Origin of the sequence: Stenotrophomonas sp. GD03958 (assembly GCF_029839005.1) — a bacterium.
GTDB classification, from domain to species: Bacteria; Pseudomonadota; Gammaproteobacteria; order Xanthomonadales; family Xanthomonadaceae; genus Stenotrophomonas; species Stenotrophomonas hibiscicola.
The window spans coordinates 1-26,402 of sequence record NZ_JAOBZT010000049.1 but is presented as its reverse complement, the minus strand read 5'-3'; the positions used below and the strand labels follow the sequence as shown (position 1 = coordinate 26,402).

Genomic DNA, 26,402 nt, shown 5'->3' with positions numbered 1-26,402 from the left:
AGGACCGTTGGCGCCATGGATGGCGCCATCGAGCCCCCATGGACGGGTTTACGGCGTGTCCTGCATATCCACCCCACCTCGCCAGCCCTCAGGAAGCCCGCTTTTGCAGTTGATCTTGCCGTGGACCTTGCCGTTGCCGTTGATCCAGAGGGTGCCGGGCCGCAGGCCCTGCCGAACCCCTCAATTACGCTGGAACAGCGCCTTCACATCATTCCGGAACGCCGCCTGGCTGTCGGCCCGGCTGTAGAACATGTGCCCGCCCGGATAACTGCGCACCTGCACCCGGTCCGGATTGCTGCCCATCGTCGGCATCTGGTCCACGGTCAGGATCGAACCCATGAACGGGCACGACAGGTCGTTCCAGCCATGCACGATCAGCACCTGCAGGTGCGGGTCGATCGCCACGGCCTGGCGCAGCTGGGTCACCGCGCCATCGCGCAGCTCGCCATTGCGGTCCCATAGCCGGTTCACGTCGTAGTTCAGCGCCTGGTACCGCGCATCCACCTTCCAGCCGACCACGCGCGTCACGAAGTCGACCATCGCCGTGGTGGTCGGCGCGATGATGCTGTCCAGCAGCGGATCGTTGGCGCGCTGCTCCGGATCGTTCGGGAATGGATCGAACGCGGTCACGTTGGAGTCGTAACGGCTGCCCAGCGTGCCCTTGTCGCGGAACACTTCCCGCAGGTAGGCCTGCGTTTCCAGCCGACCACCGGCACGGCGCACGAACTGCGGGTCCAGCCCGGTCAGTTCGGTCACCCGGCGCAGCATCGCCTCGGTTGCCTGCGGATCGCTACGGCCTTTCATCAAGGCGGTGGCGTAGTCGCCACGGGTGTATTCCACTACTTCGCGCATCGCTGCATCGGTCAGTTTGCCCTGGCGCTCCAGGTGCGCGGCGGCGATCGACGGCAGGGTCTGCATCCACGCCATCGGCGAGACATCGGCGTTGTCTTCCAGGGTCGGGCTCAGGTACGGCGAGACCAGTACCAGGCCGTTCATCGCCACGCCCAGCCGGGTCTGCAGGTAGTGGGTGATGCGCGGGCCGCGATAGCCGCCGTAGCTCTCGCCAGTCAGGTACTTGCGCGACGCCATGCGCTGGTTGCGCAGCAGCCAGTCGTAGATCGAGCGTGACAGGTATTCGATGTCGGCGCTGGGGTTGTACAGTGCCTTCTTCGCTTCATCGTCGCCGATCCGCGCGCGGCTGAAGCCGGTGCCGACCGGATCGATGAACACCAGGTCGGTGAAGTCCAGCCAGCTACCCGGGTTGTCGTGCAGGGTCGCCGGCGCCGACGCGCTGTCACCCTCGGAGCCGAAGGTCACCACCTTGGGCCCGATCGCGCCCATGTTGAGGTACACCGACGACGCACCGGGGCCGCCATTGAGCGCGAAGGTCACCGGCCGGTCCTTGCCCGGCATCGTGTAGGCGGTGAACACCACATCGGCGATCACCTTGCCCTTGGCATCGCGCACCGGCAGGGTACCGACGGTGGCGGTGTAGTCGAGCGTGCGGCCTGCCAGGCGCATGCTCTGGCGCGCCGAGGCATCGGCGGGCAGCGCAGGTGCCTCGGTCTTGTCGTCTTTCGGATCGGGCTTGGCGTCGGCATCAGGCGCGGCCAGCACGCTGGCTGGGGCGATCAGCAGGCCGACGCAGAGCGCGGCAGTGTGCAGCAGGGACTTCATGGCACCGGGTGGGCAGCGGAAGGGGATTCCGATGCTAGGCCGGTGGCGGCCCATGTCGTATGTGTCCAAAGGCATGGCCGTGCGTTGAGCCCGCTACTGGCCAGATTGGGTCAAGCGGGCAGGGTGGCGGCCGCTTCGTCATCGGCCAGCAGGCCATAGACGGCCGAGTCGGCCAGTTCCCCCTGGATCCGCCAGCGCTGGCGCAGCACTCCCTCGCGGCGGAAGCCCAGGCGTTCGAGCACGTGCGCGGAGGGTGCGTTGCGCGGGTCGATCTCGGCTTCCACGCGATGCAGGTGGAGGGTGCCGAACAGGTAGGCCAGTACCTGCTGCAGGGCCTCGTGCATGTAGCCCTGGCCCTGGCGATCCGGTGCCAGCAGGTAGCCGATCTCGGCGCGTGCCGCATCGCGGTCCAACGCAAACACCACGCAGATGCCCAGCAACGGGCCCTCCAGCGTTTCGCGCACGGCCAGCTTGAGCTGGGTGCCGGTGGCCTGTGCCGCCAGGTCATCGTCGATCTGCGCGCGTGCCTCGGACGGTCGTGTCCATGCAGGATGGTTCCAGAACCGCATCACGTCCGGATCGGACTGGATTGCGAACAGGGCGGCCGCATCGTCGCGGCGGATCGGGCTCAGGACGAGGCGCGCGCTGTGCAGCGGCAGGCCGGGAAACAGCAGGGAGTGGCTGGCCAATACGTTGGTCCACACGGATGGACGCGCATTATGGCGCCGCCGGGTTTGCCGATGGGGGTGGAATGGCCGGGGCGCATGAACCGGCACTACCGGGCGATGGGGCCAGAGCCGTTTCGCGGCAGGAAACGGGTCCGGCCCCGTACCGGCATCAGACTTCCAGCGACGCCAGGTCGCCCTTGCTCTCCAGCCAGCCCTTGCGGTCGGAGGCGCGCTTCTTGGCCAGCAGCATGTCCATCAGCGAACTTGTCTGCTCGCGATCGTCCACGGTCAGCTGTACCAGCCGGCGCGTATCGGGGTGGATGGTCGATTCACGCAGCTGAGGCGGGTTCATCTCGCCCAGGCCCTTGAAGCGGGTCACGTTGATGGCGCCCTTGATCTTCTCGCGTTCGATCTTGTCCAGCATCGAGCGCTTTTCTTCCTCGTCCAGGGCATAGAACACCTGCTTGCCCACGTCGATGCGGAACAGTGGCGGCATGGCCACGAACACGTGGCCGGCATCGACCAGCGCAGGGAAGTGCTTGAGGAACAGCGCGGTCAGCAGTGTTGCGATGTGCAGGCCGTCGGAGTCCGCGTCGGCCAGGATGATGACCTTGCCGTAGCGCAGGCCGCTGATGTCGTCCTTGCCCGGGTCGCAGCCGATCGCGATCGCCAGGTTGTGCACTTCTTCCGAGGCCAGCACGCTGTTGGAGGAAACCTCCCAGGTGTTCAGGATCTTGCCGCGCAACGGCATGATGGCCTGGAAATCCTTGTCGCGGGCCTGCTTGGCGCTGCCGCCTGCCGAATCACCTTCCACCAGGAACAGCTCGGTGCGCGACAGGTCCTGGCTGATGCAGTCGGCCAGCTTGCCGGGCAGGGCCGGGCCCTGGGTGACCTTCTTGCGGACGACCAGCTTTTCGGTCTTCAGGCGGGCGCTGGCGCGCTCGATGGCGATCTGCGCGATCTTCTCGCCCAGCTCCACGTTCTGGTTGAGCAGCAGGCTGAAGGCATCATGGGCGGCACCTTCGATGAAGCCGGCCGCCTGGCGTGAGGACAGGCGTTCCTTGGTCTGGCCGCTGAACTGCGGGTCGGTCATCTTCAGCGACAGCACGAACGACACGCGGTCCCACACGTCTTCCGGGGCCAGCTTGACGCCACGCGGCAGCAGGTTGCGGAAGTCGCAGAACTCGCGCAGCGCCTCGGTCAGGCCGGTACGCAGGCCGTTGACGTGGGTGCCGTGCTGGGCGGTGGGGATCAGGTTGACGTAGCTTTCCTGCACCAGCTCGCCTTCCGGCAGCCAGGCCACTGCCCAGTCCACTACCTCGGTGTCCTTCTTCAGGCTGCCGACGAACAGCTCGGCCGGCAGCATCTCGCGATCACCCAGCTCCAGCTTCAGGTAATCGCGCAGGCCGTCTTCGTAGTACCAGGTATCGACTTCACCGGTGGCTTCATCGGTCAGCTTCACGGTCAGGCCCGGGCACAGCACGGCCTTGGCGCGCAGCAGGTGCTTGAGCGCGCGCACCGCGAACTTCGGCGTATCGAAGTACTTCGGGTCCGGCCAGAAGCGCACGCGGGTACCGGTGTTCTTCTTGCCGACGCTGCCAACCACTTCCAGCGGTGTGGCGCGGTCGCCATTGCGGAAGGTGATGCGGTGTTCGGCACCGTCGCGCTTGATGTGCACTTCCACCAGGGTCGACAGCGCGTTGACCACGCTGACGCCGACGCCGTGCAGACCACCGGAGAAGGTGTAGTTGTTGTTGCTGAACTTGCCGCCGGCATGCAGGCGGGTGAGGATCAGCTCGACGCCCGGGATCTTTTCTTCGGGATGGATGTCCACCGGCATGCCGCGGCCGTCATCGCTGACCTCCACGCTGCCGTCCTTGTACAGGGTGATCTCGATCGAGCGGGCGTGGCCGGCGAGGGCCTCGTCCACCGAGTTGTCGATCACTTCCTGCGCCAGGTGGTTCGGGCGCGCGGTGTCGGTATACATGCCGGGACGGCGCTTGACCGGGTCAAGGCCGGACAGGACTTCAATATCGGCGGCGTTATAACGGGCGTTCATCTGTCTTCGAAAGCTTGGAGCGACGGGCAAGTGTGGGGTCTGGCACGGGATTTTGCACGCCTGCGGTTCAGTCTCGGCGACGCAGAGGGGGTAAAATGGCAGCCGCTGGAATCTGAACGCCGGCGCTCCGTTGGATCAGAACGTCCAAGCCATACCGCGAGGAGGACTCCATGAAGAAGTTGCTGACCATTGCGATCCTGGCCGCTGCCGCCGTTGCAGTGCCGCTGGTGGTGGCGCAGAACGCCGGCCAGTCGGCCCCGCAACAGGGTGATCAGGCCGACAAGGCCCAGGCCGAGGCCGATGCAAAGGCCAAGCGCCGGGCCCAGGCCAATGCCCAGATGAAGGCGCAGGGCCAGCCGGCCCCGCAGCAGGAAGAGGAAGAGGAAGCGCGCAAGAAGCGCTGATCCTGCGGCCTGCCAGGCGCCCTTGCGACAAGGGTTGCGCTCCGGAACGCCCCGCTCAGCGGGGCGTTTCTTTTTGGGAACGTGGCGTCTGCCCCTTGGGTTGGCGGCCATCAATCTGTAAACTATGGCTTTCCGGGAGTAAGTGCGTGTCCACCATTTGCGAATGGGCTGGAGCGGCCAAGCGTGGCTTCCAGCATGGCGGGTCGCAGGTGACGGTCGATTTGGCCGGCACGGCCGCCCCGACCTCGCACGATGGTTCCGGTCCGGCGCCTGCCGCCGCACGGATCCGCACCTCCCTCGCTGCCTCAGCGAACCGGAAAACCCCCTCTGAGCACCATGCCCGCCCTCCGGGTGCGCGTGGTGCTGCCGTTTTCCATTTCCAGACAGGATGCTTGCAGCCATGACTCCCTTGATTTTCGTAACCGGCGGCGTGGTGTCCTCGCTCGGCAAAGGCATTGCCGCCGCGTCGCTGGCCGCCATTCTTGAAGCCCGTGGCCTGAAGGTCACGATGATGAAGCTCGACCCGTACATCAACGTCGACCCGGGCACCATGAGCCCGTTCCAGCACGGTGAGGTCTACGTCACCGACGACGGCGCGGAGACCGACCTCGACCTGGGCCACTACGAGCGCTTCGTGCGCACCCGCCTGAGCCGCAAGAACTCGGTCACCACCGGCCGCATCTACGAGAACGTGATCCGCAAGGAGCGCCGCGGCGACTACCTGGGCGCGACCGTGCAGGTCATTCCGCACATCACCGACGAGATCCGTCGCTGCATCGACGAAGCCACCGAAGGCTACGACGTGGCACTGGTCGAGATCGGCGGCACCGTGGGCGACATCGAGTCGCTGCCGTTCCTGGAGGCGATCCGCCAGGTGCGCACCGAACGTGGCCCGGAGAAGGCGCTGTTCATGCACCTCACCCTGGTGCCGTACATCGGTGCCGCCGGTGAGCTGAAGACCAAGCCGACCCAGCACTCGGTGAAGGAGCTGCGCTCGATCGGCATCCAGCCGGACGTGCTGCTGTGCCGTTCAGAACAGGCGGTGCCGGATTCGGAGCGTCGCAAGATCGCCCAGTTCACCAACGTCTCCGAGCGTGCAGTGATCAGCGTGCCGGACGTGGACGTGCTGTACCGTATCCCGTCTGGCCTGCATGCACAGGGCCTGGACGAAATCGTGGTGAACCAGCTGAAGCTGGCCGACAAGGCCGGTCCGGTCGACCTGTCGATGTGGGAAGACGCGGTCGACGCGACCCTGCACCCGCTGGACGAAGTGACCATCGCCGTGGTCGGCAAGTACGTCGATCACCAGGATGCCTACAAGTCGGTCGGCGAGGCACTGAAGCACGGTGGCCTGCGCCAGCGCACGAAGGTCAACCTGAAGTGGCTGGAAGCACAGGACCTGGAAGGCACCGACATGGCTGCACTGGCCGATGTCGACGGCATCCTGGTACCGGGTGGCTTCGGTGACCGCGGCTTTGAAGGCAAGGTGCTGACCTCGAAGTTCGCCCGCGAGCAGCAGGTGCCGTACTTCGGCATCTGCTACGGCATGCAGGCGGCGGTGGTCGATTACGCGCGCAACGTGGTCGGCCTGGAAGGTGCCAACAGCACCGAGAACGATCGCCAGTCGCCGAACCCGGTGATCGGCCTGATCACCGAATGGCGCACCGCCAGCGGCGATGTCGAGAAGCGTGACGACAAGAGCGACCTCGGCGGCACCATGCGCCTGGGCCTGCAGGAACAACGCCTGAAGCCGGGCACGCTGGCCCGCGAGCTGTACGGCAAGGACGTGGTCGCCGAGCGCCACCGCCACCGCTACGAGTTCAACAACCGCTACCGCACCCAGCTGGAAGATGCGGGCCTGGTGATCGCGGGCAAGTCGATGGACGACACCCTGGTGGAAGTGGTCGAGCTGCCGCGCGATGCCCACCCGTGGTTCCTGGCCTGCCAGGCGCACCCGGAATTCCTGTCCACGCCGCGCGACGGCCACCCGCTGTTCATCGGTTTCATCCGTGCCGCGCGCGAGCGCAAGGCCGGCGGCAAGCTGCTTTCCGAAGCGCGCGCCTGACTTGTGAATGGGGGCGTGGGCCCCCATCCTGCATGCTTCAACCCCCAGCGCACCGGCCCGGCCGGTGCTGCGGACAACAAGGAAACGCCATGAAACTGTGTGGATTCGAGGTCGGGCTGGACCAGCCCCTGTTCCTGATCGCCGGCCCCTGCGTGATCGAGTCGATGCAGCTGCAGCTCGATACCGCCGGCAAGCTGAAGGAGATCACCGGCAAGCTCGGCGTCAACTTCATCTTCAAGTCCAGCTTCGACAAGGCCAACCGCACCTCGGGCACCGCCTTCCGCGGCCCGGGCATGGAGGAGGGCCTGAAGGTCCTGGCCGAGGTCAGGAAGCAGATCGGCGTGCCGGTGCTCACCGACGTCCATGAGTACACCCCGATGGACGAAGTGGCCTCGGTGGTGGACGTGCTGCAGACCCCGGCGTTCCTGGTCCGCCAGACCGACTTCATCCGCAAGGTGTGCTCGGCCGGCAAGCCGGTCAACATCAAGAAGGGCCAGTTCCTGGCGCCTTGGGACATGAAGCCGGTCGTGGAGAAGGCCAAGGCCACCGGCAACGAGCAGATCATGGTCTGCGAGCGTGGTGCCAGCTTCGGCTACAACAATCTGGTCAGCGACATGCGTTCGCTGGCGGTGATGCGCGAGACCGGTTGCCCGGTGGTGTTCGACGCTACCCATTCGGTGCAGCTGCCGGGCGGGCAGGGCACCAGTTCCGGTGGCCAGCGTGAGCATGTGCCGGTGCTGGCCCGTGCCGCCGTGGCGGTGGGCATCTCCGGCCTGTTCGCCGAGACTCATCCGGACCCGTCCAAGGCGCTGTCCGATGGTCCCAACGCGTGGCCGCTGGACCAGATGGAGGCCCTGCTCGAGACCCTGATGGAACTCGACGCGGTGACCAAGAAGCACGGCTTCTCGCGCTTCGCGTGAGTCGTGACCCGTGGCTGGCGCTGGAAAACCAGCGCCGCCGCCGGCACTGGAAACAGTGGCCCTGGGGCCTGATCGCACTGGGCCTGGCCGTGCTGTTCACCGTGGGCATGTTCGGTCTGGTGCTGATCGGCGCCGCGTCAGTGCGCCCACCAGGTGATGGCGGCAGCGCGCTCAATGTGAGCGTGTACTTCATTGCGCTGCTGGTTGCAGAGCTGGTCGGCGCCGTGGGATGCGTCGCTGCCGCCGTACTGGCCTGGCGCCTGAACCGTGGCAAGGTGGCCGCCGGGTTGGCGATCATCCTGCTGTCGCTGTGGCTTGGCGCCCTGTTCTACGGGCTGTTTTGATGAATGCGACCCTGGCAACCCGTGATCGGCCCTGGGGCCTGATCGCGCTGGCGCTGGCTGTTCTTGCCTGGGCCGGCCTGGTGGCAGCTGTATTCGCCTTCGCCGCCAGTTTCGGTTCGCCCGGGGATGGCAGCCATGGCATGCAGGCCATGCAGTACTGGATCTGGGCTGCACTGGCCATGCTCGTGCTGTCCTTCGTTGGCAGCCTGGTGGCGATGGTGATGGCCTGGCGTTGCCGCCGCGGCGGCGTAGTGGCGGCCATTGCTGGTGGCCTGCTGGTGGTGATGGTGTCGTTGATCCTGATGGTGATCGGGGCCACTCTGGCCTGACGGCGCCCACGCCATTTGGCAAGTGGCGGGCAGCCGGGGATAATCACGCGGCATTCGTTTTGTCGCCCCCTCTCCATACAGGTAACCGGCCCGACCATGAGTACGATCCGCAGCATCCACGCCCGTGAAATCCTCGACAGCCGTGGCAATCCCACGCTGGAAGCCGAAGTCATCCTGGAGGACGGTTCGTTCGGTCGTGCCGCGGTTCCCTCTGGCGCCTCGACCGGCACCAAGGAAGCGGTCGAGCTGCGTGACGGCGACAAGACCCGTTACCTGGGCAAGGGCGTGCGCAAGGCCGTCGACAACGTCAACACCACCATCGCCAACGCGCTGAAGGGTTTTGAAGCCACCGACCAGGCCGGCCTCGACCGTCGCCTGATCGATCTTGATGGCACCGAGAACAAGGGCCGCCTGGGCGCCAACGCGCTGCTGGGTGTTTCGATGGCCGCCGCGCACGCCGCCGCCGCGTCGAGCAAGCAGGCACTGTGGCAGTACCTGGCCGCCAAGACCGGCGTTACCCCGTCGCTGCCGGTGCCGATGATGAACATCATCAATGGTGGCGCGCACGCCGACAACAACGTCGACTTCCAGGAGTTCATGGTGCTGCCGGTCGGCTTCACCTCGTTCTCCGAAGCGCTGCGCGCCGGCACCGAAATCTTCCATTCGCTGAAGTCGGTGCTGAAGGGCCACGGCCTGAGCACGGCGGTGGGCGACGAAGGCGGTTTCGCGCCGGACTTCCGCAGCAACGTCGAAGCGCTGGACACCATCCTCGAAGCGATCGGCAAGGCCGGCTACACCGCCGGTGAAGACGTGCTGCTGGGCCTGGACGTGGCGTCCAGCGAATTCTTCGAGAACGGCAAGTACAACCTGGTCGGCGAGAACAAGCGCCTGACCTCCGAGCAGTTCGTCGACTTCCTCGCCGACTGGGCCGCGCAGTATCCGATCATCACGATTGAGGATGGCCTGGCCGAGAACGATTGGGCTGGCTGGAAGCTGCTGACCGACCGCATCGGCAAGAAGGTGCAGCTGGTCGGCGACGACCTGTTCGTGACCAACCCGAAGATCTTCCAGGAAGGCATCGACTCGGGCACCGCCAACGCGATCCTGATCAAGGTCAACCAGATCGGCACGCTAAGCGAAACCCTGGAAGCGATCGCCATGGCTGATCGTGCCGGCTACGCCGCCGTGGTTTCGCACCGCTCGGGTGAAACCGAAGACACCACCATCGCTGACATCGCCGTGGCTACCACCGCCACCCAGATCAAGACCGGCTCGCTGTGCCGCAGCGATCGCGTGGCCAAGTACAACCAGCTGCTGCGCATCGAGGAAGCCCTCGGCGCCGGCGCGCGTTACGCCGGTCGTGACGCGTTCGTTTCGCTGAAGCGCTGAGCCGATGCGCGACTGGCGCTGGATGCTGCTGGTGCTGGCCCTGTTGCTGGGCTGGCTGCAGTACCGCTTCTGGTTCGGTCCGGGCAATTCGGGTGAAGTGATGATGCTCGAAGCCCAGGTCGCCAACCAGGAGCGGGACAACGAGGGCCTGCAGCAGCGCAACGACGCGCTGGCCGCCGAAGTGAAGGACCTCAAGGAAGGCCAGTCCGCCATCGAGGAGCGCGCGCGCAGCGAGCTGGGCATGATCAAGCCTGGCGAGAAGTTCTACCGTGTGGTCGAGGATGCGCCGGTCCAACCGGCGCAACCTGCGCCAGGTGTCAGCGCCCAGGTCGGCGATCATCCGGCGGACGTGCCATGAGTGGGGCGATCTGGGTGGTGGTTCCGGCCGCCGGCCGTGGCGCCCGCTTCGGCGCACCGCTGCCCAAACAGTACCTGCAGGCCGGCGGGCAGATCCTGCTCGCCCATACCCTGGACGCGCTGCTGGCGCACCCGGCCGTGGCCGGCGCAATGGTGGTGATCGGACAGGACGACGGTGACTGGCCTGGCTGGAGTGAATGGGCCGGCAAGCCGGTGCTGACCTGCATCGGCGGCGCGACCCGTGCCGCCTCGGTGCTGGCCGGGCTGCAGGCCCTGCCGGACTCGGTGCGTGCCGATGAGTTCGTGCTGGTCCATGATGCGGCCCGGCCCAACCTGTCGCTGGCCGACCTTGGCCGCCTGCTTGAAGTCGGTCGTGCCGACCCGGTCGGGGCGATCCTGGCCGCACCGGTGCGCGACACCCTCAAGCGCGCGGGCGATGACGGTGGCATCGATGGCACCGAGCCGCGCGAGCGCCTGTGGCGTGCATTGACGCCGCAGCTGTTCCGCCGCCACCAGCTCAGCCGCGCGCTGTCCGAAGCCGGTGCCGCCGGTGTCGAAGTCACCGACGAGGCCATGGCCATGGAGCGCCAGGGCCAGCGCCCGCTGCTGGTGGAAGGCAGCGAGGACAACTTCAAGGTAACCACTCCGGCCGATCTCGACCGGTTCGAATTCGTACTTTCCCGCCGCGCCGGCTGATTGCCCGCGCGGCCCTGCTGCAAGGGTTGCATCCATGAGCACCGCACCGTTCCCGCCCGTCCGCATCGGCCAGGGCTACGACGTCCATGCCTTCGGTGAGGGCGATCACATCATGCTCGGTGGGGTGAACGTGCCGCACAGCTGCGGCGTGCTCGCGCACAGCGACGGCGACGTGATCCTGCATGCCCTGTGCGACGCGATGCTCGGTGCGCTGGCGCTGGGTGACATCGGCCAGCACTTCCCGCCGAGTGACGACCGCTGGAAGGGCGCTGACAGCAGCGATTTCGTCCGCCATTGCGACAGCCTGCTGCGCGAGCGTGGCTGGCGCGTCGGCAACACCGACATCACCGTGATCTGCGAGCGTCCGAAGGTCGGTCCGCATGCGCTGGCCATGCGTGAGCGCATCGGTGCGCTGCTGCAGCTGCCGCTGGATGCGGTCAGCGTCAAGGCCACCACCTCGGAGAAGCTGGGCTTTACCGGCCGTGGAGAAGGCATCGCCGCACAGGCGGTGGTGCTGCTGGTGGCGGCATGATCCCGCTGCCGCTTGCGTTTGGTGCGCCGTTGCTGTCGGCGCGCATCCGCACCACGCCGGAAGATTTCCAGGTCGACGAGTTGCCGGCGTTCGAGGCCACTGGCGAGGGCGAGCACCTGCTGCTGCACATCCGCAAGCGCGGTGCCAACACCGTGCATGTGGCCAAGCTGCTGGCCAAGTGGGCCGGCCTGCCGGAAATGGCGGTGAGCTACGCCGGCATGAAGGACCGCCATGCGGTCACCACCCAGCGCTTCAGCGTGCACCTGCCCAAGCGCATTGCACCGGATCTGGCCGCGCTGGCCAGTGATGAGATCGAAGTGCTCGAAGCCACCTGGCACAACCGCAAGCTGCAGCGCGGCGCCTTGGCCGGCAACCGCTTCAAGCTGGTGCTGCGCGAGGTGCGGGGCGATGCTGCAGCGATCAGTGAGCGTTTGCAGCAGATTGCCAGCCGGGGCCTGCCGAACTGGTTCGGTGAGCAGCGCTTCGGCCGCGACGGCGGCAACGTGCCGGCCGCATTGGCGATGTTCGGGGGCCGCCGCATGCGCAAGGACCAGCGTTCGCTGCTGTTGTCTGCCGCCCGTTCGGCGCTGTTCAACCGCGTGCTGGCCGCGCGCGTGGAGCAGGGCAGCTGGGATCAGCCACTGGAGGGCGAAGTGTGGATGCTGGACGGCAGTCGCAGCGTGTTCGGCCCCGAGCCGTACACCGACGTGCTGGCCGAGCGCCTCGCGCGGTTCGACATCCATCCCAGCGCACCGTTGTGGGGCGAAGGCGAGCTGCGCAGCGCCGACGCTGCACGTGAGCTGGAGCTGGCCGCGCTGGACGACGAGGAATCGAAGGCGCTGCGCGCTGGCCTGGAAGACGCACGGTTGAAACAGGAGCGCCGCGCGCTGCGCCTGCGCCCGGCGCTGCTGCAGCATCAGTGGCTGGCCAGTGATGTACTGGAACTCTCGTTCGCGCTGCCGCCGGGCTGCTACGCCACCGCTGTACTGCACGAGCTGGGCCCGGTCGAAGACGCCTCGCAGGCCTGAGCAGGGCGCGCGGTAGAGTCGACTGTCAGTCGACTTGCGCGCGCAGCGCGGGGTATTCGCTTGCCGCTGGAAGAGCAGTCGACTGACAGTCGACTCTACCTGGACTCATGGCGTCCCCTTTTTTCAGCGCCGCGCCAGCAGCACCAGTACCGCGCCGGTCCCGCCTTGCCCGGTCGGCGCCGAATGAAACGCCAGCACGTCGTTGCGCAGCCGCAGCAGGCGATCAACCAGGTTCTTCAGCACCGGTGCACCGCCATCGGACTGCAGGCCCTTGCCGTGGATGATGCGCACGCAGCCATACTCGTGTGCATGCGCTTCCAGCAGGAACTGGCGCAGCAGGGTTTCCGCCTGCGCGGCGGTGGCGCCGTGCAGGTCGAGCTCATCCTGTACCGAATACTGGCCGCGCTTGAGACGCTGGAACAGGCGCGGTGGCAGGTTGTCGCGGCGGTAGCTGGCCACGTCGCCCGCTTCCAGCGGCGTACTGTCGCGCAGCAGCCGCGCAAACTCGCCCGCGGCTTCGGCCTCGTCGCGTTCGGCCATGCGTGCGCGCGGTTTCGGCCGGGGCGCAGCAGGCGCCGGTTCGGCATCCTTGCGCAGCGGCGTCACTTCGCCGATGGCCGCACGGAACAGCGCGGCGGGATCTTCGTCTTCAGGGTGCGACATGCGCACAGGGTAAACCGCCGGCGCAGGTCTGCCTATGACGGTTCGATGTCGGCCGTGACCGCCGGCAGGGTAGGACCGGCGGCTCGCATGCGGCACAATAGACGATGCGCTTGCAGGGTCGACGGCTTCCGCAGGGGAGCGCGGCGGTCCCGCCCACACTGCACGGTGACGGAATCGAATTCTTGGAAAATCAAGCGGTTAAATCGAAGATGCGAATCCTGGTCAGCAATGACGATGGTGTCGACGCTGCAGGCATCCGGATGCTTGCCTCGGTCCTGCGCGAGGCTGGGCACGAAGTTACGGTGGTCGCACCTGACCGCGATCGCTCCGGCGCCAGCAACTCGCTGACGCTGGATCTGCCGATACGGCTCAAGCGCATCGACCATTACACCGTCTCGGTGGCCGGCACCCCGACCGACTGCGTGCACCTGGCGCTGACCGGCCTGCTTGAATTCGAGCCCGACATTGTCGTGTCCGGCATCAACAACGTCGCCAACCTCGGGGATGACGTGATCTATTCCGGCACTGTTTCGGCGGCGATGGAAGGTCGCTTCCTGGGCCTGCCCGCCGTGGCGGTGTCGCTGGTCAGCCGCAACCACGATCCGAAGCACTACGAAACCGCTGCGCGCGCCGCGGTCGAGATCGTTGCACGGCTCAAGGCCGATCCGCTGCCGGCCGACACCATCCTCAACGTCAACGTGCCGGACCTGCCGTGGAGCGAGGTCAAGGGCTTCGAGGTCACGCGCCTCGGCAACCGCCATCGTGCCGAAGGCTGCATCGCGCAGAAGGATCCACGCGGCAACGAGGTGTACTGGATCGGCCCGGCCGGCCGCGAGCAGGACTCCGGCCCGGGTACCGATTTCCACGCCGTGCGCACCGGCCACATCTCGATCACGCCGATCCAGGTCGACCTCACCCGCTACCAGGCGCTGGAGAAGGTGGCCAGCTGGGTCGGCGGCCTCAGCGCAGCCCTGGACCAGCCGGCATGAGCCCACGCCTGCGCCTGCAACCGGAAGCTGTGGGTATCGGCATGACCTCGCAGCGCGTGCGTGACCGTCTGGTCGACCGCCTGCGCGAAGCCGGCATCGTCGACGAGCCGACCTTGAACGCGATCCGGGTGGTGCCGCGCCATCTGTTCATCGACGAAGCGCTGGCCTCGCGTGCCTACGAGGATACCGCGCTGCCCATCGGCCACGGCCAGACCATCTCTCAACCCTGGGTGGTAGCGCGGATGACCGAAGCGGTCCTCCAGGTCGCGCCCAAGCGCGTGCTGGAAGTGGGCACCGGTTCCGGGTACCAGGCCGCCATCCTCGGTGCGCTGGGCCTGGAGGTCTACACCGTGGAGCGCATCGGCGACCTGCTGCGCCAAGCGCGCAAGCGCTTCCGTGCGCTGGGCATGAACATCCGCACCAAGCATGACGACGGTCGCGTCGGCTGGGCCGAGCACGGTCCCTTCGATGCCATCGTGGTCACTGCGGCGGCGCCGGCACTGGTCGACGCGCTGATCGAGCAGCTGGCCGAGGGCGGCCGGCTGGTGGCGCCGGTCGGTGGTCCCGGGGCGCAGTCGCTGGTGCAGCTGGACCGCAAGGCCGACGGCAGCATCGAACAACACGTGCTGGCGCCGGTCACCTTCGTGCCGCTGCTGTCTGGCATGCTCGACTAATCCACGGAGCAGGGTTGCATGAAGATTTTCGGGCCGCTGTACGAGCGGGCGATGAAGTGGGCGGCGCACGAACGCGCGCCGACCTACCTGACGGTGTTGAGTTTCTTCGAAGCGATCATTTTCCCGGTGATGCCGGAGGTGATGCTGGCGCCGATGTGCGTGGCCCAGCCCAAGCGCGGCTGGTGGTTCGCCACCCTCAGCCTGGCCGGCTCGATGCTCGGCGCGCTGGTTGGCTATGCACTGGGTCACTACGCCTTCGAGGCGATCAAGCCGCTGTTCGAAGCGCTGGGCATGCTGCCGGCGATCGAGCAGGGCATCACCACCGTGCAGGCGAAGATGGCCGAGTCGCCCTGGGCGGTGTTCACCTTCCTGGTGCTGGGCGGATTCATGCCCATCCCGATGAAGGTCTTCACGTGGGCATCGGGTATCGTCGGCGTACCCATGCCGCAGTACCTGCTGAGCATGCTGATCGGTCGCGGCAAGCGCGTGTTCGTGCTGGCCGCGGTCATCCGTATCGGTGGTGCGCGTGCCGAAGCCGCACTGCGTCGCTGGATTGAACCGCTGGGCTGGATCGCCACTGCGCTGGTGGTGGTGCTGATCGCCTGGCTTGTATGGAGGTCGAAGTTCGCATGAGTCCTGATCGTCTGAGCAAGGGAGTGCGCATCGGCGCGCTGGCGTTGCTGGTTTCCACCCTGGCCGCCTGCGGTACCGCCACCGTGGTCCGCCCGGGAGGCGGCAGCGCCGGTGGCGGCGTGAGCACGCCGAAGACCTCGGTGCCCAAGCCCGGGCAGACCGTGGTGGTGCGCAAGGGCGACACCATCTATGCGCTGGCTCGCATCCATGACATCACCCCGGCCGACCTGATCGCCTGGAACCGCCTGGACAATCCGTCCACCATCTACCCCGGCCAGGTGATCCGCCTGTATCCGCAGGGGGCCACCAGCGGCCGTGCGCCGACCACGGTGGTTACTGCGCCGCGCCAGGGTGGCGGCAGTGCTGGCAGCACCGCACCGACGACGGCGCCGGTGGGGCCGGTGAAGAGCAACATTGCCTGGCGTTGGCCGGCCGACGGCGCGATTGTCGGCCGCTACGTGGCCGGTGACGCGACCAAGCAGGGCGTGGACATCGCCGGTACCAGCGGCCAGCCGGTAAAGGCCACCGCCAATGGCGTGGTGGTGTACTCCGGTGCCGGCCTGGTCGGCTACGGCGAGCTGATCATCATCAAGCACAGCGACCAGTGGCTATCGGCCTACGGCCACAACCGCAAGCGCCTGGTGAATGAAGGGCAGAGCGTGAAAGCCGGCGAGCAGATCGCCGAAATGGGCCGCACCGGTGCGAACCGCGACATGGTCCACTTCGAGATTCGCTACAACGGCAAGCCGGTCGACCCGCAGCAGTATCTGCCGGCGCGCTGACGGGTGCAGAGACGGGTAGCGCCGGGCCGTGCCCGGCGGCTTTCCGCGCCGCGATGCGGCGCCGCCCGGGCACGGGCTCGGGCGCTACAGAGTCAAGTGTGATCCAGGGTAGCGCCGGGCCATGTCCGGCGGCACCACGTCAGCCTTCGAGAATGAAGGCGGCGGCGACCTTGCGGCCTTCGCCGGCCAGGATGTTGAACGTACGCGCGGCGGCTGGATTGTTCATCACTTCCAGGCCGATGCCGCGTGACAGGCAGGCGGCCATCACCGCCGCCGGCGGGAACACCTGACGGTCACCCGTGCCGAGCACGATCAGCGCAGGGTTCAGCGCCAGGATCGGCTCCAGGTCAGCCAGCTGCAGCGCAGTGGCGCTCACCGCCGGCCATTGCGTGACCAGCTGGTCCGGGGTCAGGAAGAAACTGCTGCCCAGCACCTGGTCATTGACCTTGGCCGAGCGGCCATCGGCGGCGCGCAGGCTGTAGGCGTAGTCCGGCGGTTCGTGGTTCAGCTGCATGGCAGTAGGCCGGTCAGCCGCGCGGCAGCACGATCTGGCGCTGTTCCCTGCTCGGGCGGTACAGCACGGCGACGTGGCCGATGCGCTGCACCAGCGCGCTTTCGGTGGCTTCGACGATCTCGCCGATCATCACGTCACGGGCCTCGCGGTCTTCGGCAGCGACCTTCACCTTGACCAGCTCGTGGCGCTCCAGCACTTCGTTCAGCTCAGCAATGAAGGCCGGGGTCACACCCTTGCCGCCGGTCTGCAGCAGGGCCTTCAGGTCGTGGGCTTGGCCGCGCAGGAAACGGGTCTGGGAGGCGGTCAGGGCGATGGACATGCAGGAAAAGACGGTTGAATGGGGCGATCAGGGTATCATGAGGACCCCATCAGCCCCTATTTTCAATGGCTACCCGCAGCAAAAGCAGCCAGCGCTGGCTCAAGGAACACTTCTCCGACCCCTTCGTGAAGAAGGCCCAGGCCGAAGGCATGCGCTCGCGTGCCGCCTACAAGCTCGAAGAGCTGCTGGAACGTGACCGGTTGCTGAAGCCGCACATGGTGGTGGTCGACCTCGGCGCGGCCCCGGGCGGCTGGTCTCAGCAGGTGCGGAGACAGATCGGCGATACCGGCCGGGTGCTGGCCCTGGATATCCTGGACATGCCGCCGCTGGCCGGCGTGGAGTTCCTTCATGGTGACTTCAGGGAAGAAGCCGTCCTATCGCAGTTTGAAGCCATGCTCGGGGACCAGCCGGTAGACCTTGTGCTGTCGGACATGGCCCCCAATAAGAGTGGTGTGGGCGCGGTCGACCAGCCGCGGATGATGCACCTGGCGGAGCTGGCCCTGGATTTTGCCGACAACCACCTCAAGACCGGTGGGGCGTTCCTGATCAAGCTGTTCCAGGGTGAAGGCTTTGACGACTACGTGCGCGACATGCGCCGCCGGTACGACAAGGTCTCCATCCGCAAGCCGGAAGCCTCGCGCAAGCGCTCTCCCGAGGTGTATGCCTTGGGTCAGGGAAAACGCGCCCACATGAAGTAAGCTCGCAATGTACGCAAGTTCGACCCCCACGCAACGCCAGCACTGAGAGGAACACCGGAGCCAATGAGGATGAACGACTTGACCAAGAACCTCCTGCTATGGGTGGTCGTCGCCGTCGTGCTGATGGTGGTCTTCCAGAGCTTCTCGCCGAAGTCCTCCGGAGCCGGCGCGCAGGGCGCGTCGTACTCGCAGTTCCTGGACCAGGTGGACAGCGGCAACGTGCAGAAGGTCGCCTTCGGCGGCGACATGCGCGGCGGCACCAGCCAGCTGACCTACACCACCCGCGGCGGGCAGACATCCACCATCACCGCACCGTTCGATCGCGACCTGATCAACGTGCTGCGCACCAAGAACGTGGAGATCGTGCAGGAGGAGCCGTCCAGCGGCATTTCCCTCGGCGCGATCCTGATGAATTTTCTGCCGGTCATCCTGATCATCGGCTTCTGGTTGTTCATCATGCGCCAGATGCAGGGCGGCGGTGGCGGTGCCAAGGGCGCGATGTCCTTCGGCAAGTCGCGCGCCAAGCTGCAGGGCGAGGACCAGATCAAGGTCACCTTCGCCGACGTCGCCGGCTGCGACGAGGCCAAGGAAGAAGTGGGCGAGCTGGTCGACTTCCTGCGCGACCCGTCCAAGTTCACCAAGCTGGGCGGCAAGATTCCGCGCGGCGTGCTGATGGTGGGCCCGCCGGGTACCGGCAAGACGCTGCTGGCCAAGGCCATTGCCGGCGAAGCCAAGGTGCCGTTCTTCTCGATCTCCGGTTCGGACTTCGTGGAAATGTTCGTCGGCGTCGGCGCCAGCCGCGTGCGCGACATGTTCGAGCAGGCCAAGAAGCATGCCCCGTGCATCATCTTCATCGATGAAATCGACGCCGTCGGCCGCCACCGTGGCGCCGGTCTGGGCGGCGGCCACGACGAGCGCGAGCAGACCCTGAACCAGCTGCTGGTCGAGATGGACGGTTTTGAAGGCGGCGAAGGCGTGATCGTGATCGCCGCGACCAACCGTCCGGACGTGCTGGACCCGGCGCTGCTGCGCCCGGGCCGTTTCGACCGCCAGGTCGTGGTCGGCCTGCCGGACGTGAAGGGCCGCGAGCACATCCTGAAGGTCCACATGCGCAAGCTGCCGCTGGCCGACGACGTCGAGCCGATGGTGATCGCGCGCGGTACCCCGGGCTTCTCCGGCGCCGACCTGGCCAACCTCTGCAACGAGGCCGCCTTGTTCGCTGCGCGTGGCAACGAGAAGGAAGTCCGCATGGACCACTTCGACCGTGCCCGCGACAAGATCCTGATGGGCGCCGAGCGCCGCTCGATGGCCATGAGCGAAGAGGAGAAGACCCTCACCGCCTACCACGAAGCCGGTCACGCCATTGTCGGCCGTCTGGTACCCGAGCATGATCCGGTCTACAAGGTCACGATCATTCCGCGTGGCCGTGCGCTGGGTGTGACCATGTACCTGCCGGAAGGCGACAAGTACTCGATGAACCGCGTCGCGATCCAGTCGCAGCTGTGCTCGCTGTACGGCGGCCGCGTCGCCGAAGAGCTGATTTTCGGCGAGGACAAGGTCACCACCGGTGCCTCCAACGACATCGAGCGTGCCACCAAGATGGCCCGCAACATGGTCACCAAGTGGGGCCTGTCCGAGCAGCTCGGTCCGATCGCCTATGGCGAAGAGGACGATGAGGTGTTCCTGGGCCGGTCGGTCACCCAGCACAAGAGCGTGTCCAACGACACGGCGCGCCGTATCGACGAGGAAGTGCGCAATATCCTCGACAAGGCCTACGCCCGTACTACCCAGCTGCTGACCGAGAACATCGACAAGCTGCACGCGATGTCCCAGCTGCTGCTGCAGTACGAGACCATCGACGCGCCGCAGATCGACGCGATCATGGAAGGCCGTGATCCGCCGCCGCCGGCGGGCTGGAGCAAGTCGAACAAGGACGGTGGCAACGACAAGGGCGGCGACGCCCGTCCGCTGCCGCCGATCGCGGGCCCGGCCGAATCGCACTGACGGCCCCCTGCAGGTGCACCAGACGAGGCCGGGGCAACCCGGCTTCGTCGTTTCCGGGCCACTGGCCCATCCCGAAGATCCGATCTGACGCTGGAGCCCGCATGTCCGCCCCGAAGCCCGAACCGATTTCCCACACCGCCGAAATGGTCATCGCCACCGTGGTCGGCGTGGGTGTGGGCCTTGGGGCCGACAACCTGCTGCTGGGCTGCGTGGTGGGTATCGGGGTCGGCATCGTGCTGAGCATTGCCAGGACCCTGTACGTGGACCGCAAGCGCCGCCGCCGTTGAGGGGGTGTTGGCAGGGCTGCGCCTTGCACCCGTGGTAGTGCCGGCCGCTGGCCGGCAACCTCAACAGCAACAGCGGGCTTTCCGTAGGATGGCGGGGCGGTGTCGGAGTGCGGGGACGCTGCAAGTACGTCCCTGTAAGCTTGGCAGCCGCATCCATGCGGCTGACACCCCGCCCTCCGACTCAGCCCCACCTCTGACATATTCCTGCTGCTGTTGGTAGGTGTCCACCTTGGTCGACACGTAGATCGCGGAGATCTGTCGAAGGCGGGGTGGGTCCGGTTGCGGGGGCGTGAGCCGCATGGGCCCGAGGCATGACTCGGGCGGGTTGGGCAGGACGCCCAACCCCGGTCCGGCCGTGTGCGCAGGACAGCGCACACGAGCAAGCGGCGACCGAGCCTACATGGACGTATTTACGGCGTCCCCCGCAACTGGACCCACCCCGCCATCCCACATGAAACCCGCTGTTGCTGTTGCTCTGGCCTCTGCGGGTGCAGGGCGCCGCCCTGCCGAACTAAACTACCTGCCGTTGTCCCAGCAGGATTGCCCATGTTCGATACCTCGCCCCAGCTCGATTGCGCCGGCCGCATCCTGCGCCTCGACCGTGCCCGGGTCATGGGCATCGTCAACGTCACCCCGGACTCGTTCTCCGATGGCGGCGCGCACGACACCACCGAGGCCGCGGTCGCCCATGGCCTCAAGCTGGTCGAGGAGGGCGCGGACCTGCTGGACATCGGCGGCGAATCGACCCGCCCGGGCGCTACGCCGGTGTCGATTGAAGTAGAGCTGCGCCGGGTGATTCCGGTGATCGAGCAGCTGGCTGCCCGTACCCGGGTGCCGATCAGCATCGATACCTTCAAGCCGGAGGTGATGCGCGCGGCCGTAGCCGCCGGCGCCGGCATGATCAACGACATCTACGGCCTGCGTCAGAAAGGGGCGCTGGACGCCGCCGCTGGAACCGGCGTGCCGGTGGTGCTGATGCACATGCAGGGTGAGCCGGGCCACATGCAGGCCGATCCGCAGTACGACGACGTGGTCGCCGAGGTACACGGTTTCCTGGTGCAGCGCCTGTTCGCTGCCGAAATGGCGGGCATCGCAAAGAAGAACCTGCTGATCGATCTCGGTTTCGGTTTCGGCAAGACCACCGCCCACAACATGACCCTGCTGGCGCGCTCGGAACACTTCCTGGAACTGGGCGTGCCGATGCTGGCCGGCCTGTCGCGCAAGCGCAGCCTGGGCGAGCTGACCGGCCGCGACGCGGCGTCCGAGCGGGTGGCGGCTTCGGTGGCCGCGCACCTGATCGCAGTCCAGCGTGGCGCACGCATCGTGCGCGTGCATGACGTGGCCGCCACCGTCGATGCGCTGAAGATCTGGCAGGCCGTCGAGGCCGTGCCAACGCCGCGCGCCGACGCCACGCCGACGATCCGCTGGCCGGACGAAGACTGATGGGCATCGACCGGCGGCCACTGGCGATCGCCGTAATGGGGCCGACCGCCAGTGGCAAGACCGCCACCGCGATCGCCCTTGCGAAGCAGCTGGATGGCGAGATCGTCAGCGTCGATTCGGCGCTGGTCTATCGGCATCTGGATATCGGCTCGGCCAAGCCGGATGCGGCCGAGCGGGCGCAGGCGCCGCACCATCTGCTGGACCTGCGCGATCCGTGGCAGACCTATTCGGCGGCCGAGTTCGCCGCCGATGCCGGCCGCGTCGTGGCCGACATCGTCGCACGCGGCAAAACGCCGATCCTGGCAGGTGGCACGGGGCTGTACTTCCGGGCCCTGCTGCAGGGCCTGTCGCCGATGCCGGAGGCCGACCCGGTGATGCGCGAAGCACTCAGCACCGAGGCGGCCGAGCGGGGCTGGGCGGCACTGCACGCCGAGCTGGCCAAGGTCGACCCGGCCGCCGCCGCACGTATCCATGCCACCGACCCGCAACGCATCCAGCGGGCGCTGGAGGTCTATCGCCTCACCGGCACGCCGATCAGTGAATGGCAGCGCCGGCCGGGCGTCGCGCCGTTGCCGGTGCGCATCCTCAAGCTGATCCTCGCCCCGCGTGACCGCGCGGTACTGCACCAGCGCATCGAGGCGCGCTTCGACGCCATGCTGGCGCAGGGCTTCCTGGACGAGGTGCGGGCATTGCGTGCAATGCCGGAAATGACCGCCGTGGCGGCGCCGCTGGACCTGCCCGCGGTGCGCGCGGTTGGCTATCGCCAGGCCTGGGAATACCTGGACGGGGAGGGCGATGCTGCCCGTTTCCGTGACAAGGCCATCTTCGCCACCCGGCAGCTGGCCAAGCGCCAGCTGACCTGGCTGCGCGGCGAGCTTGATGCGCGCTGGTTCGACCCCCATGTCGATGGGGAGCGCCTGGCCGGCGCGGTGTCGACCTTCGTCGCACGCTGAACCCCCGCCAGCCGTGTAACATCATCGGTCGGCGGGCGGCTCGGGGGCCGTGGCAACCGTCGGCAACCCAATAAGAACAATAATCAGGAGTGTGCAATGTCCAAGGGGCAATCGCTGCAGGATCCTTTCTTGAACGCACTTCGGCGCGAGCGCGTGCCGGTTTCGGTGTACCTGGTCAACGGCATCAAGCTGCAGGGCACGATCGAGTCGTTCGACCAGTTCGTGGTCCTGCTGCGCAACACGGTCAGTCAGATGGTCTACAAGCACGCCATTTCCACGGTCGTTCCGGCACGTAACGTGAAGGTCGGTCCGGGCGGTGGTTACGTGCAGTCGGGTGAAGGTGGTCAGGCAGGTGATGAAGCAGACGAGTAAGACCGGAGCGGTGAATGTTTGACCGCTCGAAAAAGGGCGAACACGCCCTGTTGATCCAGCCCCATTTCGGCAAGCTGGAAGACGATGTGCTGGAAGAATTCGGTGATCTGGCCCGCTCGGCTGGGGCCAGCATCGCCGCGACGATCACTGCGCGCCTGGACCGACCGAATCCGTCGACCCTGATCGGCAGCGGCAAGCTGGACGAGATCAAGGCTGCGGCCGACGCCAGCGGTGCCGACCTGATCCTGGTCAACCATGCGTTGAGCCCGGGCCAGGAGCGCAACCTGGAACGGTTCCTGGAGCGCCGGGTGATCGACCGTACCGGCCTGATCCTGGATATCTTCGCCCAGCGTGCGCACAGCCACGAGGGCAAGCTGCAGGTCGAGCTGGCGCAGCTGCGGCATCTGGCCACGCGGCTGGTGCGCGGCTGGACCCACCTGGAGCGCCAGCGCGGTGGTTCAATTGGCCTGCGCGGCCCGGGTGAAACCCAGCTGGAAACCGACCGCCGCCTGCTGCAGAAGCGGGTCGAGCAGTTGCAGAAGCGCCTGGAAAAGGTGGAAGTGCAGCGCACCCAGATGCGTCGTGCGCGTGTGCGCAGCGAGCTGCCCCGTGTGGCACTGGTGGGCTACACCAACGCCGGCAAGTCGACCCTGTTCAACGCCATGACCGGCGCCGAGGCCTATGCCGCCGACCAGCTGTTCGCCACGCTGGATCCGACCGTGCGCCGCATCGCGGTGCCGGGCGGCAACGTGGTGCTGGCCGACACCGTTGGCTTCGTCCGCGACCTGCCCCATGACCTCGTCGCTGCGTTCCGCTCGACCCTGTCCGAGGCGCGCGAGGCCGATTTCCTGCTGCACGTGGTCGATGCTGCCGACCCGCACCGCGAGGAGCGCATCGCCCAGGTGGACGAAGTGCTGACCGCAGTCGGTGCCGGCGATCTGCCGCAGCTGCTGGTGTTCAACAAGATCGACCGCATTGACGGCGCCGACGTGCGCCACGACGGCCAGGACGGTATCCCGGACGAATCGCGTCGCGAGCGGGTGTGGATTTCCGCGCGTGACGGTCAGGGCTTGGAGCTGTTGCAGGCGGTGCTGGGCAAGCGCCTGGGCCTGCAGCATGTCACCGGCGAACTGCGTCTTCCCCCGGATGCAGGCCGCCTGCGCGCGCGCCTGCACCAGCTGGAGGTGATCCGCAGCGAGCAGGCCGATGAGGATGGTTGGCTGCTGCAGGTCGACCTGCCGATCGCCGAAGCCGAAAAGCTGGCCGCCAGTGCCGATGGCGCCCCGATCCGCGCGCTGCTGCCGGAAAAACTGCCGGAGTGGTGAGGTAGCGACCGGGGCCCGGTAGTGCCGGCCGCTGGCCGGCAACGCAACCGTGCCGGAGGGGCGCGACATCCGCCTGTCATCTGCGGTACAACGTGGTTCTTCACCCCACCGTCATGCCGATGTCCATCCCCACCGACGCCGATCTCAATGCCCAGTCCGCCGCGCTCGGACAGCGCCTGCAGCAGGCCTCGCTGCAGCTGGTGACCGCCGAAAGCTGCAGTGGTGGCTGGATCGCCAAGTGCATGACCGACATTGCCGGCTCGTCGGCGTTCTTCGACTGCGGCATGGTGGTCTACAGCTACGAAGCCAAGCAGCGCCTGCTCGGCGTGCGCGCGCAGACCCTGGAGCAGTTCGGTGCGGTCAGCCGCGAAACCGTGCTGGAAATGGTCTCCGGCGCGCTGGTCAATTCCGGTGCCGGCATCGCCGTGGCGGTGACCGGCATTGCCGGCCCCGGTGGCGGGAGCCCGGACAAGCCGGTCGGCAGTGTCTGGATTGGCTGGAAGCGCCGTGGCGGCTATGCCCGCGCCGAGCTGTTCCAGTTCGACGGCGACCGCGAAGCCATCCGCCGGCAAACCGTGGCGGCGGCATTGCGCGGTATCGACGCCCAGCTGTGACATGCTGCTCCGGTAATCGTCCGGAGCACGCATGATGTGGGAGACGCTGGGTACTGTCCGTGACCTGGGCCGACTGCAGGAAATCGCCGTCGTCCTGATCCGCTATGGCTTCGGCGACGTGGTGCGGCGCATCGGCCTGGCCACCACGCTGGAGCGGGCAGGGCGCCTGCTGCACTGGAACGAGGACCGCCAGGAACTGCTGCGGATGACCGCGCCGGTGCGTGTGCGCAGCGCTATGCAGGATCTGGGTCCCACTTTCGTCAAGCTCGGGCAGGTGCTGGCGACGCGCGTTGACCTGCTGCCGCCGGAATGGATCGCTGAACTGTCCGAACTGCAGAACGCGGTGCCGGCGCTGCCGTACGCGGATATCCGCGAGCAGCTCGAAGCCGACCTTGGCGCCTCGCCGACGGAGGTGTTCGCCTTCCTCGATGAAACCCCGATGGCCGCCGCCTCGCTGGCGCAGGCCCATCGCGCCCGGCTCCACGATGGCCGTGAGGTGGTGCTGAAAATCCGGCGGCCCGGCATCCGCGATGTGGTCGAGGCCGATCTGCGGCTGCTGGCCCGCCTGGCCGAGATTGTCGAGGCGCGGCTGCCGGACCTGCGCCGCTATCGTCCGGCCGAGGTCGTGCAGCAGTTCACCGTGTCGCTGCGACGCGAACTGGATTTCGCCGCCGAATGCCGTAACGCCGAACGCATCGCGCGCAACTTCAGCGGCCGCGACGACATCCTGATTCCCAGCGTGCACTGGCAGTGGACCTGCGAAAGCCTGAACGTGCAGGACTTTGTCGACGGCATTCCCGGCCGTAACCTTGCCGGTGTCGATGCGGCCGGGCTGGACCGCCGCGAACTGGCCCGGCGCGGCGCCGGCATCGTGTTGAAGATGGTGTTGGAGGACGGCAGCTTCCACGCGGATCCACACCCGGGCAACATCATCTACCTGCGCGACGGCCGCATCGGCGTGATCGATTTCGGCATGGTCGGCGCGCTGTCCGAGGCGCGCCGCTTCCAGGTCGCGCAGCTGCTGCACGGGCTGGTCGAGCAGGACCCGCAGGGCGTGGCCGACGTGTTGCTGGACTGGGCCGGTGGCGTGGAAGTGGACGAGAACCGGCTGCAGCACGACATCAGCCAGTTCGTCGACCAGTACCGCGGCGTGCCGCTGAAGGACCTGCGTATCGGCCTGATGCTGGGCGATATCACCCAGCTGCTGCGCAGCTACAGTCTGACGTTGCCGGCCGATCTGGCGCTGATGATCAAGGCCTTCCTGACCCTGGAAGGCATGGGCCGCCAGCTCGACCCGGATTTCGACATGGCCAGTGCCGCGCGCCCGTTCCTGGAGCGGGTAGTGCTGCAGCGCTATGCGCCCAAGGCGTTGCTCAAGCGTGGCCGCCGCAGCCTGCTGGGGCTGGTCGACTTCGCCGGTGAGCTGCCGCGCGACCTGCGCAAGCTGGTGCAGGCGGCGCGCCGCGGACGACTGCAGCTGAAGGTCGAAACCACCGCGCTGCAGGGCTTCGGCGAACAGGTGAACCGTGCGGCAAACCGGCTGGTGGTAGGCGTGATCACGGCTGCCCTGATCATCGGCTCGTCGATCGTGATGCACAGCGTCGGCGGGGTTTCCAGCCGCTGGCTGCTGGCGCTGGGCGTGTGCGGCTTCATCGGCGCCGGCT

At 67.0% G+C, this 26,402-nt stretch carries 29 protein-coding genes; 23 read left to right on the top strand and 6 right to left on the bottom strand.

Going from position 1 to position 26,402, the window contains the following annotated elements; translation table 11 throughout:
* Nucleotides 1-180: 180 nt before the first annotated feature.
* The 3 genes from N5C25_RS14220 to parE all read right to left on the bottom strand — a co-directional run bounded on the left by N5C25_RS14220 (nucleotide 181) and on the right by parE (nucleotide 4,404).
* The gene (locus tag N5C25_RS14220) at nucleotides 181-1,677 is read right to left on the bottom strand and encodes a S10 family peptidase (RefSeq protein WP_279937148.1); all 1,497 of its coding nucleotides are present in this window, start codon (nucleotides 1,675-1,677) and stop codon (nucleotides 181-183) included.
* A 110-nt stretch (nucleotides 1,678-1,787) separates the two neighbouring features.
* Nucleotides 1,788-2,366 (bottom strand): GNAT family protein, encoded by a 579-nt coding sequence (locus tag N5C25_RS14215; protein WP_279937147.1) that lies wholly within the window; start codon nucleotides 2,364-2,366, stop codon nucleotides 1,788-1,790.
* 148 nt (nucleotides 2,367-2,514) lie between these two features.
* Nucleotides 2,515-4,404, bottom strand: a complete 1,890-nt coding sequence (gene parE, locus N5C25_RS14210) for a DNA topoisomerase IV subunit B (RefSeq protein ID WP_058980145.1) — start codon at nucleotides 4,402-4,404, stop codon at nucleotides 2,515-2,517.
* Nucleotides 4,405-4,574: 170 nt separating this feature from the next.
* Between parE and N5C25_RS14205 the strand changes: the two genes are divergently transcribed.
* From N5C25_RS14205 to truD, 10 genes are all read left to right on the top strand, one after another.
* On the top strand, nucleotides 4,575-4,808 hold the full coding sequence (locus tag N5C25_RS14205; RefSeq protein WP_019658885.1) for a hypothetical protein: 234 nt from the start codon (nucleotides 4,575-4,577) through the stop codon (nucleotides 4,806-4,808).
* A gap of 400 nt (nucleotides 4,809-5,208) precedes the next feature.
* Complete coding sequence (locus N5C25_RS14200) at nucleotides 5,209-6,873, top strand: CTP synthase (protein WP_005416023.1); 1,665 nt, start codon at nucleotides 5,209-5,211, stop codon at nucleotides 6,871-6,873.
* Between the two features lie 89 nt (nucleotides 6,874-6,962).
* Nucleotides 6,963-7,793 (top strand): 3-deoxy-8-phosphooctulonate synthase, encoded by an 831-nt coding sequence (gene kdsA, locus N5C25_RS14195; protein ID WP_019658884.1) that lies wholly within the window; start codon nucleotides 6,963-6,965, stop codon nucleotides 7,791-7,793.
* On the top strand, nucleotides 7,790-8,137 hold the full coding sequence (locus N5C25_RS14190) for a hypothetical protein (RefSeq protein WP_251102815.1): 348 nt from the start codon (nucleotides 7,790-7,792) through the stop codon (nucleotides 8,135-8,137). Before kdsA ends, N5C25_RS14190 begins: the two co-directional genes overlap by 4 nt.
* A complete protein-coding gene (locus N5C25_RS14185; RefSeq protein ID WP_019658882.1) occupies nucleotides 8,137-8,466 on the top strand; it encodes a hypothetical protein in 330 nt (109 codons plus the stop codon). Before N5C25_RS14190 ends, N5C25_RS14185 begins: the two co-directional genes overlap by 1 nt.
* A 96-nt stretch (nucleotides 8,467-8,562) precedes the next feature.
* Nucleotides 8,563-9,855, top strand: coding sequence for a phosphopyruvate hydratase (eno, locus tag N5C25_RS14180; protein WP_251102814.1), 1,293 nt, complete (start codon nucleotides 8,563-8,565; stop codon nucleotides 9,853-9,855).
* Nucleotides 9,856-9,859: 4 nt separating this feature from the next.
* Nucleotides 9,860-10,213: a cell division protein FtsB gene (gene ftsB, locus N5C25_RS14175; RefSeq protein ID WP_021204090.1), complete on the top strand. Its 354-nt coding sequence runs from the start codon at nucleotides 9,860-9,862 to the stop codon at nucleotides 10,211-10,213.
* Entirely contained in the window at nucleotides 10,210-10,908 is a 699-nt protein-coding gene (gene ispD, locus N5C25_RS14170) for a 2-C-methyl-D-erythritol 4-phosphate cytidylyltransferase (RefSeq protein ID WP_251102813.1), read from the top strand. Before ftsB ends, ispD begins: the two co-directional genes overlap by 4 nt.
* 34 nt (nucleotides 10,909-10,942) lie before the next feature.
* Nucleotides 10,943-11,440, top strand: a complete 498-nt coding sequence (ispF, locus tag N5C25_RS14165) for a 2-C-methyl-D-erythritol 2,4-cyclodiphosphate synthase (protein WP_021204089.1) — start codon at nucleotides 10,943-10,945, stop codon at nucleotides 11,438-11,440.
* On the top strand, nucleotides 11,437-12,468 hold the full coding sequence (gene truD / locus N5C25_RS14160; protein ID WP_279937146.1) for a tRNA pseudouridine(13) synthase TruD: 1,032 nt from the start codon (nucleotides 11,437-11,439) through the stop codon (nucleotides 12,466-12,468). The genes ispF and truD overlap by 4 nt, the downstream gene beginning before the upstream one ends.
* A gap of 123 nt (nucleotides 12,469-12,591) precedes the next feature.
* Here truD and N5C25_RS14155 read toward each other — a convergent pair whose 3' ends face one another.
* Entirely contained in the window at nucleotides 12,592-13,131 is a 540-nt protein-coding gene (locus N5C25_RS14155) for a Smr/MutS family protein (RefSeq protein WP_005409007.1), read from the bottom strand.
* A 209-nt stretch (nucleotides 13,132-13,340) separates the two neighbouring features.
* Between N5C25_RS14155 and surE the strand changes: the two genes are divergently transcribed.
* From surE to N5C25_RS14135, 4 genes are read left to right on the top strand one after another with little or no spacing between them, the layout of a single operon-like run.
* The gene (surE, locus tag N5C25_RS14150; protein WP_019658877.1) at nucleotides 13,341-14,120 is read left to right on the top strand and encodes a 5'/3'-nucleotidase SurE; all 780 of its coding nucleotides are present in this window, start codon (nucleotides 13,341-13,343) and stop codon (nucleotides 14,118-14,120) included.
* Nucleotides 14,117-14,794: a protein-L-isoaspartate(D-aspartate) O-methyltransferase gene (locus tag N5C25_RS14145; protein WP_010485977.1), complete on the top strand. Its 678-nt coding sequence runs from the start codon at nucleotides 14,117-14,119 to the stop codon at nucleotides 14,792-14,794. Before surE ends, N5C25_RS14145 begins: the two co-directional genes overlap by 4 nt.
* A gap of 18 nt (nucleotides 14,795-14,812) precedes the next feature.
* Nucleotides 14,813-15,427: a YqaA family protein gene (locus N5C25_RS14140; protein ID WP_021204087.1), complete on the top strand. Its 615-nt coding sequence runs from the start codon at nucleotides 14,813-14,815 to the stop codon at nucleotides 15,425-15,427.
* Nucleotides 15,424-16,209, top strand: coding sequence for a peptidoglycan DD-metalloendopeptidase family protein (locus N5C25_RS14135; RefSeq protein ID WP_251102811.1), 786 nt, complete (start codon nucleotides 15,424-15,426; stop codon nucleotides 16,207-16,209). The genes N5C25_RS14140 and N5C25_RS14135 overlap by 4 nt, the downstream gene beginning before the upstream one ends.
* Nucleotides 16,210-16,348: 139 nt before the next feature.
* Here N5C25_RS14135 and N5C25_RS14130 read toward each other — a convergent pair whose 3' ends face one another.
* Both N5C25_RS14130 and yhbY read right to left on the bottom strand, forming a co-directional pair.
* A complete protein-coding gene (locus N5C25_RS14130; RefSeq protein ID WP_058980129.1) occupies nucleotides 16,349-16,723 on the bottom strand; it encodes an Mth938-like domain-containing protein in 375 nt (124 codons plus the stop codon).
* A 13-nt stretch (nucleotides 16,724-16,736) separates the two neighbouring features.
* Complete coding sequence (gene yhbY / locus N5C25_RS14125; protein WP_019658872.1) at nucleotides 16,737-17,042, bottom strand: ribosome assembly RNA-binding protein YhbY; 306 nt, start codon at nucleotides 17,040-17,042, stop codon at nucleotides 16,737-16,739.
* Nucleotides 17,043-17,107: 65 nt separating this feature from the next.
* On the opposite strand from yhbY, the gene rlmE reads away from it, so the two are divergent.
* From rlmE to ubiB, 9 genes are all read left to right on the top strand, one after another.
* On the top strand, nucleotides 17,108-17,740 hold the full coding sequence (rlmE, locus tag N5C25_RS14120; protein WP_005409014.1) for a 23S rRNA (uridine(2552)-2'-O)-methyltransferase RlmE: 633 nt from the start codon (nucleotides 17,108-17,110) through the stop codon (nucleotides 17,738-17,740).
* A 69-nt stretch (nucleotides 17,741-17,809) separates the two neighbouring features.
* Nucleotides 17,810-19,744 (top strand): ATP-dependent zinc metalloprotease FtsH, encoded by a 1,935-nt coding sequence (gene ftsH, locus N5C25_RS14115; RefSeq protein WP_058980127.1) that lies wholly within the window; start codon nucleotides 17,810-17,812, stop codon nucleotides 19,742-19,744.
* A gap of 101 nt (nucleotides 19,745-19,845) precedes the next feature.
* Nucleotides 19,846-20,031 carry a hypothetical protein gene (locus N5C25_RS14110; RefSeq protein ID WP_021202558.1) on the top strand — a complete coding sequence of 62 codons (186 nt, stop codon included), beginning with the start codon at nucleotides 19,846-19,848 and terminating at the stop codon, nucleotides 20,029-20,031.
* Nucleotides 20,032-20,577: 546 nt separating this feature from the next.
* Nucleotides 20,578-21,474, top strand: a complete 897-nt coding sequence (folP, locus tag N5C25_RS14105) for a dihydropteroate synthase (RefSeq protein ID WP_251102810.1) — start codon at nucleotides 20,578-20,580, stop codon at nucleotides 21,472-21,474.
* Entirely contained in the window at nucleotides 21,474-22,427 is a 954-nt protein-coding gene (miaA, locus tag N5C25_RS14100; RefSeq protein ID WP_251102809.1) for a tRNA (adenosine(37)-N6)-dimethylallyltransferase MiaA, read from the top strand. Before folP ends, miaA begins: the two co-directional genes overlap by 1 nt.
* 96 nt (nucleotides 22,428-22,523) lie before the next feature.
* Nucleotides 22,524-22,799, top strand: coding sequence for an RNA chaperone Hfq (gene hfq / locus N5C25_RS14095; protein WP_004152891.1), 276 nt, complete (start codon nucleotides 22,524-22,526; stop codon nucleotides 22,797-22,799).
* A 14-nt stretch (nucleotides 22,800-22,813) separates the two neighbouring features.
* Complete coding sequence (gene hflX, locus N5C25_RS14090; protein WP_005412934.1) at nucleotides 22,814-24,124, top strand: ribosome rescue GTPase HflX; 1,311 nt, start codon at nucleotides 22,814-22,816, stop codon at nucleotides 24,122-24,124.
* 119 nt (nucleotides 24,125-24,243) lie between these two features.
* Complete coding sequence (locus N5C25_RS14085) at nucleotides 24,244-24,738, top strand: nicotinamide-nucleotide amidohydrolase family protein (RefSeq protein ID WP_005409020.1); 495 nt, start codon at nucleotides 24,244-24,246, stop codon at nucleotides 24,736-24,738.
* A gap of 34 nt (nucleotides 24,739-24,772) precedes the next feature.
* Nucleotides 24,773-26,402: 2-polyprenylphenol 6-hydroxylase (gene ubiB, locus N5C25_RS14080; RefSeq protein ID WP_279937145.1), on the top strand; the 1,630-nt coding region annotated here is incomplete at its 3' end.

Bases quoted from the DNA above. Each gene is read 5' to 3' on its own strand.
- truD (WP_279937146.1), top strand. From the start codon at position 11,437: ATGATCCCGCTGCCGCTTGCGTTTGGTGCGCCGTTGCTGTCGGCGCGC.
- N5C25_RS14145 (WP_010485977.1), top strand. From the start codon at position 14,117: ATGAGCCCACGCCTGCGCCTGCAACCGGAAGCTGTGGGTATCGGCATG.
- N5C25_RS14135 (WP_251102811.1), top strand. From the start codon at position 15,424: ATGAGTCCTGATCGTCTGAGCAAGGGAGTGCGCATCGGCGCGCTGGCG.
- N5C25_RS14205 (WP_019658885.1), top strand. From the start codon at position 4,575: ATGAAGAAGTTGCTGACCATTGCGATCCTGGCCGCTGCCGCCGTTGCA.
- eno (WP_251102814.1), top strand. From the start codon at position 8,563: ATGAGTACGATCCGCAGCATCCACGCCCGTGAAATCCTCGACAGCCGT.
- ftsB (WP_021204090.1), top strand. From the start codon at position 9,860: ATGCGCGACTGGCGCTGGATGCTGCTGGTGCTGGCCCTGTTGCTGGGC.
- surE (WP_019658877.1), top strand. From the start codon at position 13,341: ATGCGAATCCTGGTCAGCAATGACGATGGTGTCGACGCTGCAGGCATC.
- hflX (WP_005412934.1), top strand. From the start codon at position 22,814: ATGTTTGACCGCTCGAAAAAGGGCGAACACGCCCTGTTGATCCAGCCC.
- parE (WP_058980145.1), bottom strand. From the start codon at position 4,404: ATGAACGCCCGTTATAACGCCGCCGATATTGAAGTCCTGTCCGGCCTT.
- N5C25_RS14155 (WP_005409007.1), bottom strand. From the start codon at position 13,131: ATGTCGCACCCTGAAGACGAAGATCCCGCCGCGCTGTTCCGTGCGGCC.
- kdsA (WP_019658884.1), top strand. From the start codon at position 6,963: ATGAAACTGTGTGGATTCGAGGTCGGGCTGGACCAGCCCCTGTTCCTG.
- miaA (WP_251102809.1), top strand. From the start codon at position 21,474: ATGGGCATCGACCGGCGGCCACTGGCGATCGCCGTAATGGGGCCGACC.
- N5C25_RS14200 (WP_005416023.1), top strand. From the start codon at position 5,209: ATGACTCCCTTGATTTTCGTAACCGGCGGCGTGGTGTCCTCGCTCGGC.
- N5C25_RS14220 (WP_279937148.1), bottom strand. From the start codon at position 1,677: ATGAAGTCCCTGCTGCACACTGCCGCGCTCTGCGTCGGCCTGCTGATC.
- hfq (WP_004152891.1), top strand. From the start codon at position 22,524: ATGTCCAAGGGGCAATCGCTGCAGGATCCTTTCTTGAACGCACTTCGG.
- ispD (WP_251102813.1), top strand. From the start codon at position 10,210: ATGAGTGGGGCGATCTGGGTGGTGGTTCCGGCCGCCGGCCGTGGCGCC.
- N5C25_RS14085 (WP_005409020.1), top strand. From the start codon at position 24,244: ATGTCCATCCCCACCGACGCCGATCTCAATGCCCAGTCCGCCGCGCTC.
- N5C25_RS14110 (WP_021202558.1), top strand. From the start codon at position 19,846: ATGTCCGCCCCGAAGCCCGAACCGATTTCCCACACCGCCGAAATGGTC.
- N5C25_RS14140 (WP_021204087.1), top strand. From the start codon at position 14,813: ATGAAGATTTTCGGGCCGCTGTACGAGCGGGCGATGAAGTGGGCGGCG.
- N5C25_RS14185 (WP_019658882.1), top strand. From the start codon at position 8,137: ATGAATGCGACCCTGGCAACCCGTGATCGGCCCTGGGGCCTGATCGCG.
- ftsH (WP_058980127.1), top strand. From the start codon at position 17,810: ATGAACGACTTGACCAAGAACCTCCTGCTATGGGTGGTCGTCGCCGTC.
- rlmE (WP_005409014.1), top strand. From the start codon at position 17,108: ATGGCTACCCGCAGCAAAAGCAGCCAGCGCTGGCTCAAGGAACACTTC.
- folP (WP_251102810.1), top strand. From the start codon at position 20,578: ATGTTCGATACCTCGCCCCAGCTCGATTGCGCCGGCCGCATCCTGCGC.
- yhbY (WP_019658872.1), bottom strand. From the start codon at position 17,042: ATGTCCATCGCCCTGACCGCCTCCCAGACCCGTTTCCTGCGCGGCCAA.
- ispF (WP_021204089.1), top strand. From the start codon at position 10,943: ATGAGCACCGCACCGTTCCCGCCCGTCCGCATCGGCCAGGGCTACGAC.
- N5C25_RS14130 (WP_058980129.1), bottom strand. From the start codon at position 16,723: ATGCAGCTGAACCACGAACCGCCGGACTACGCCTACAGCCTGCGCGCC.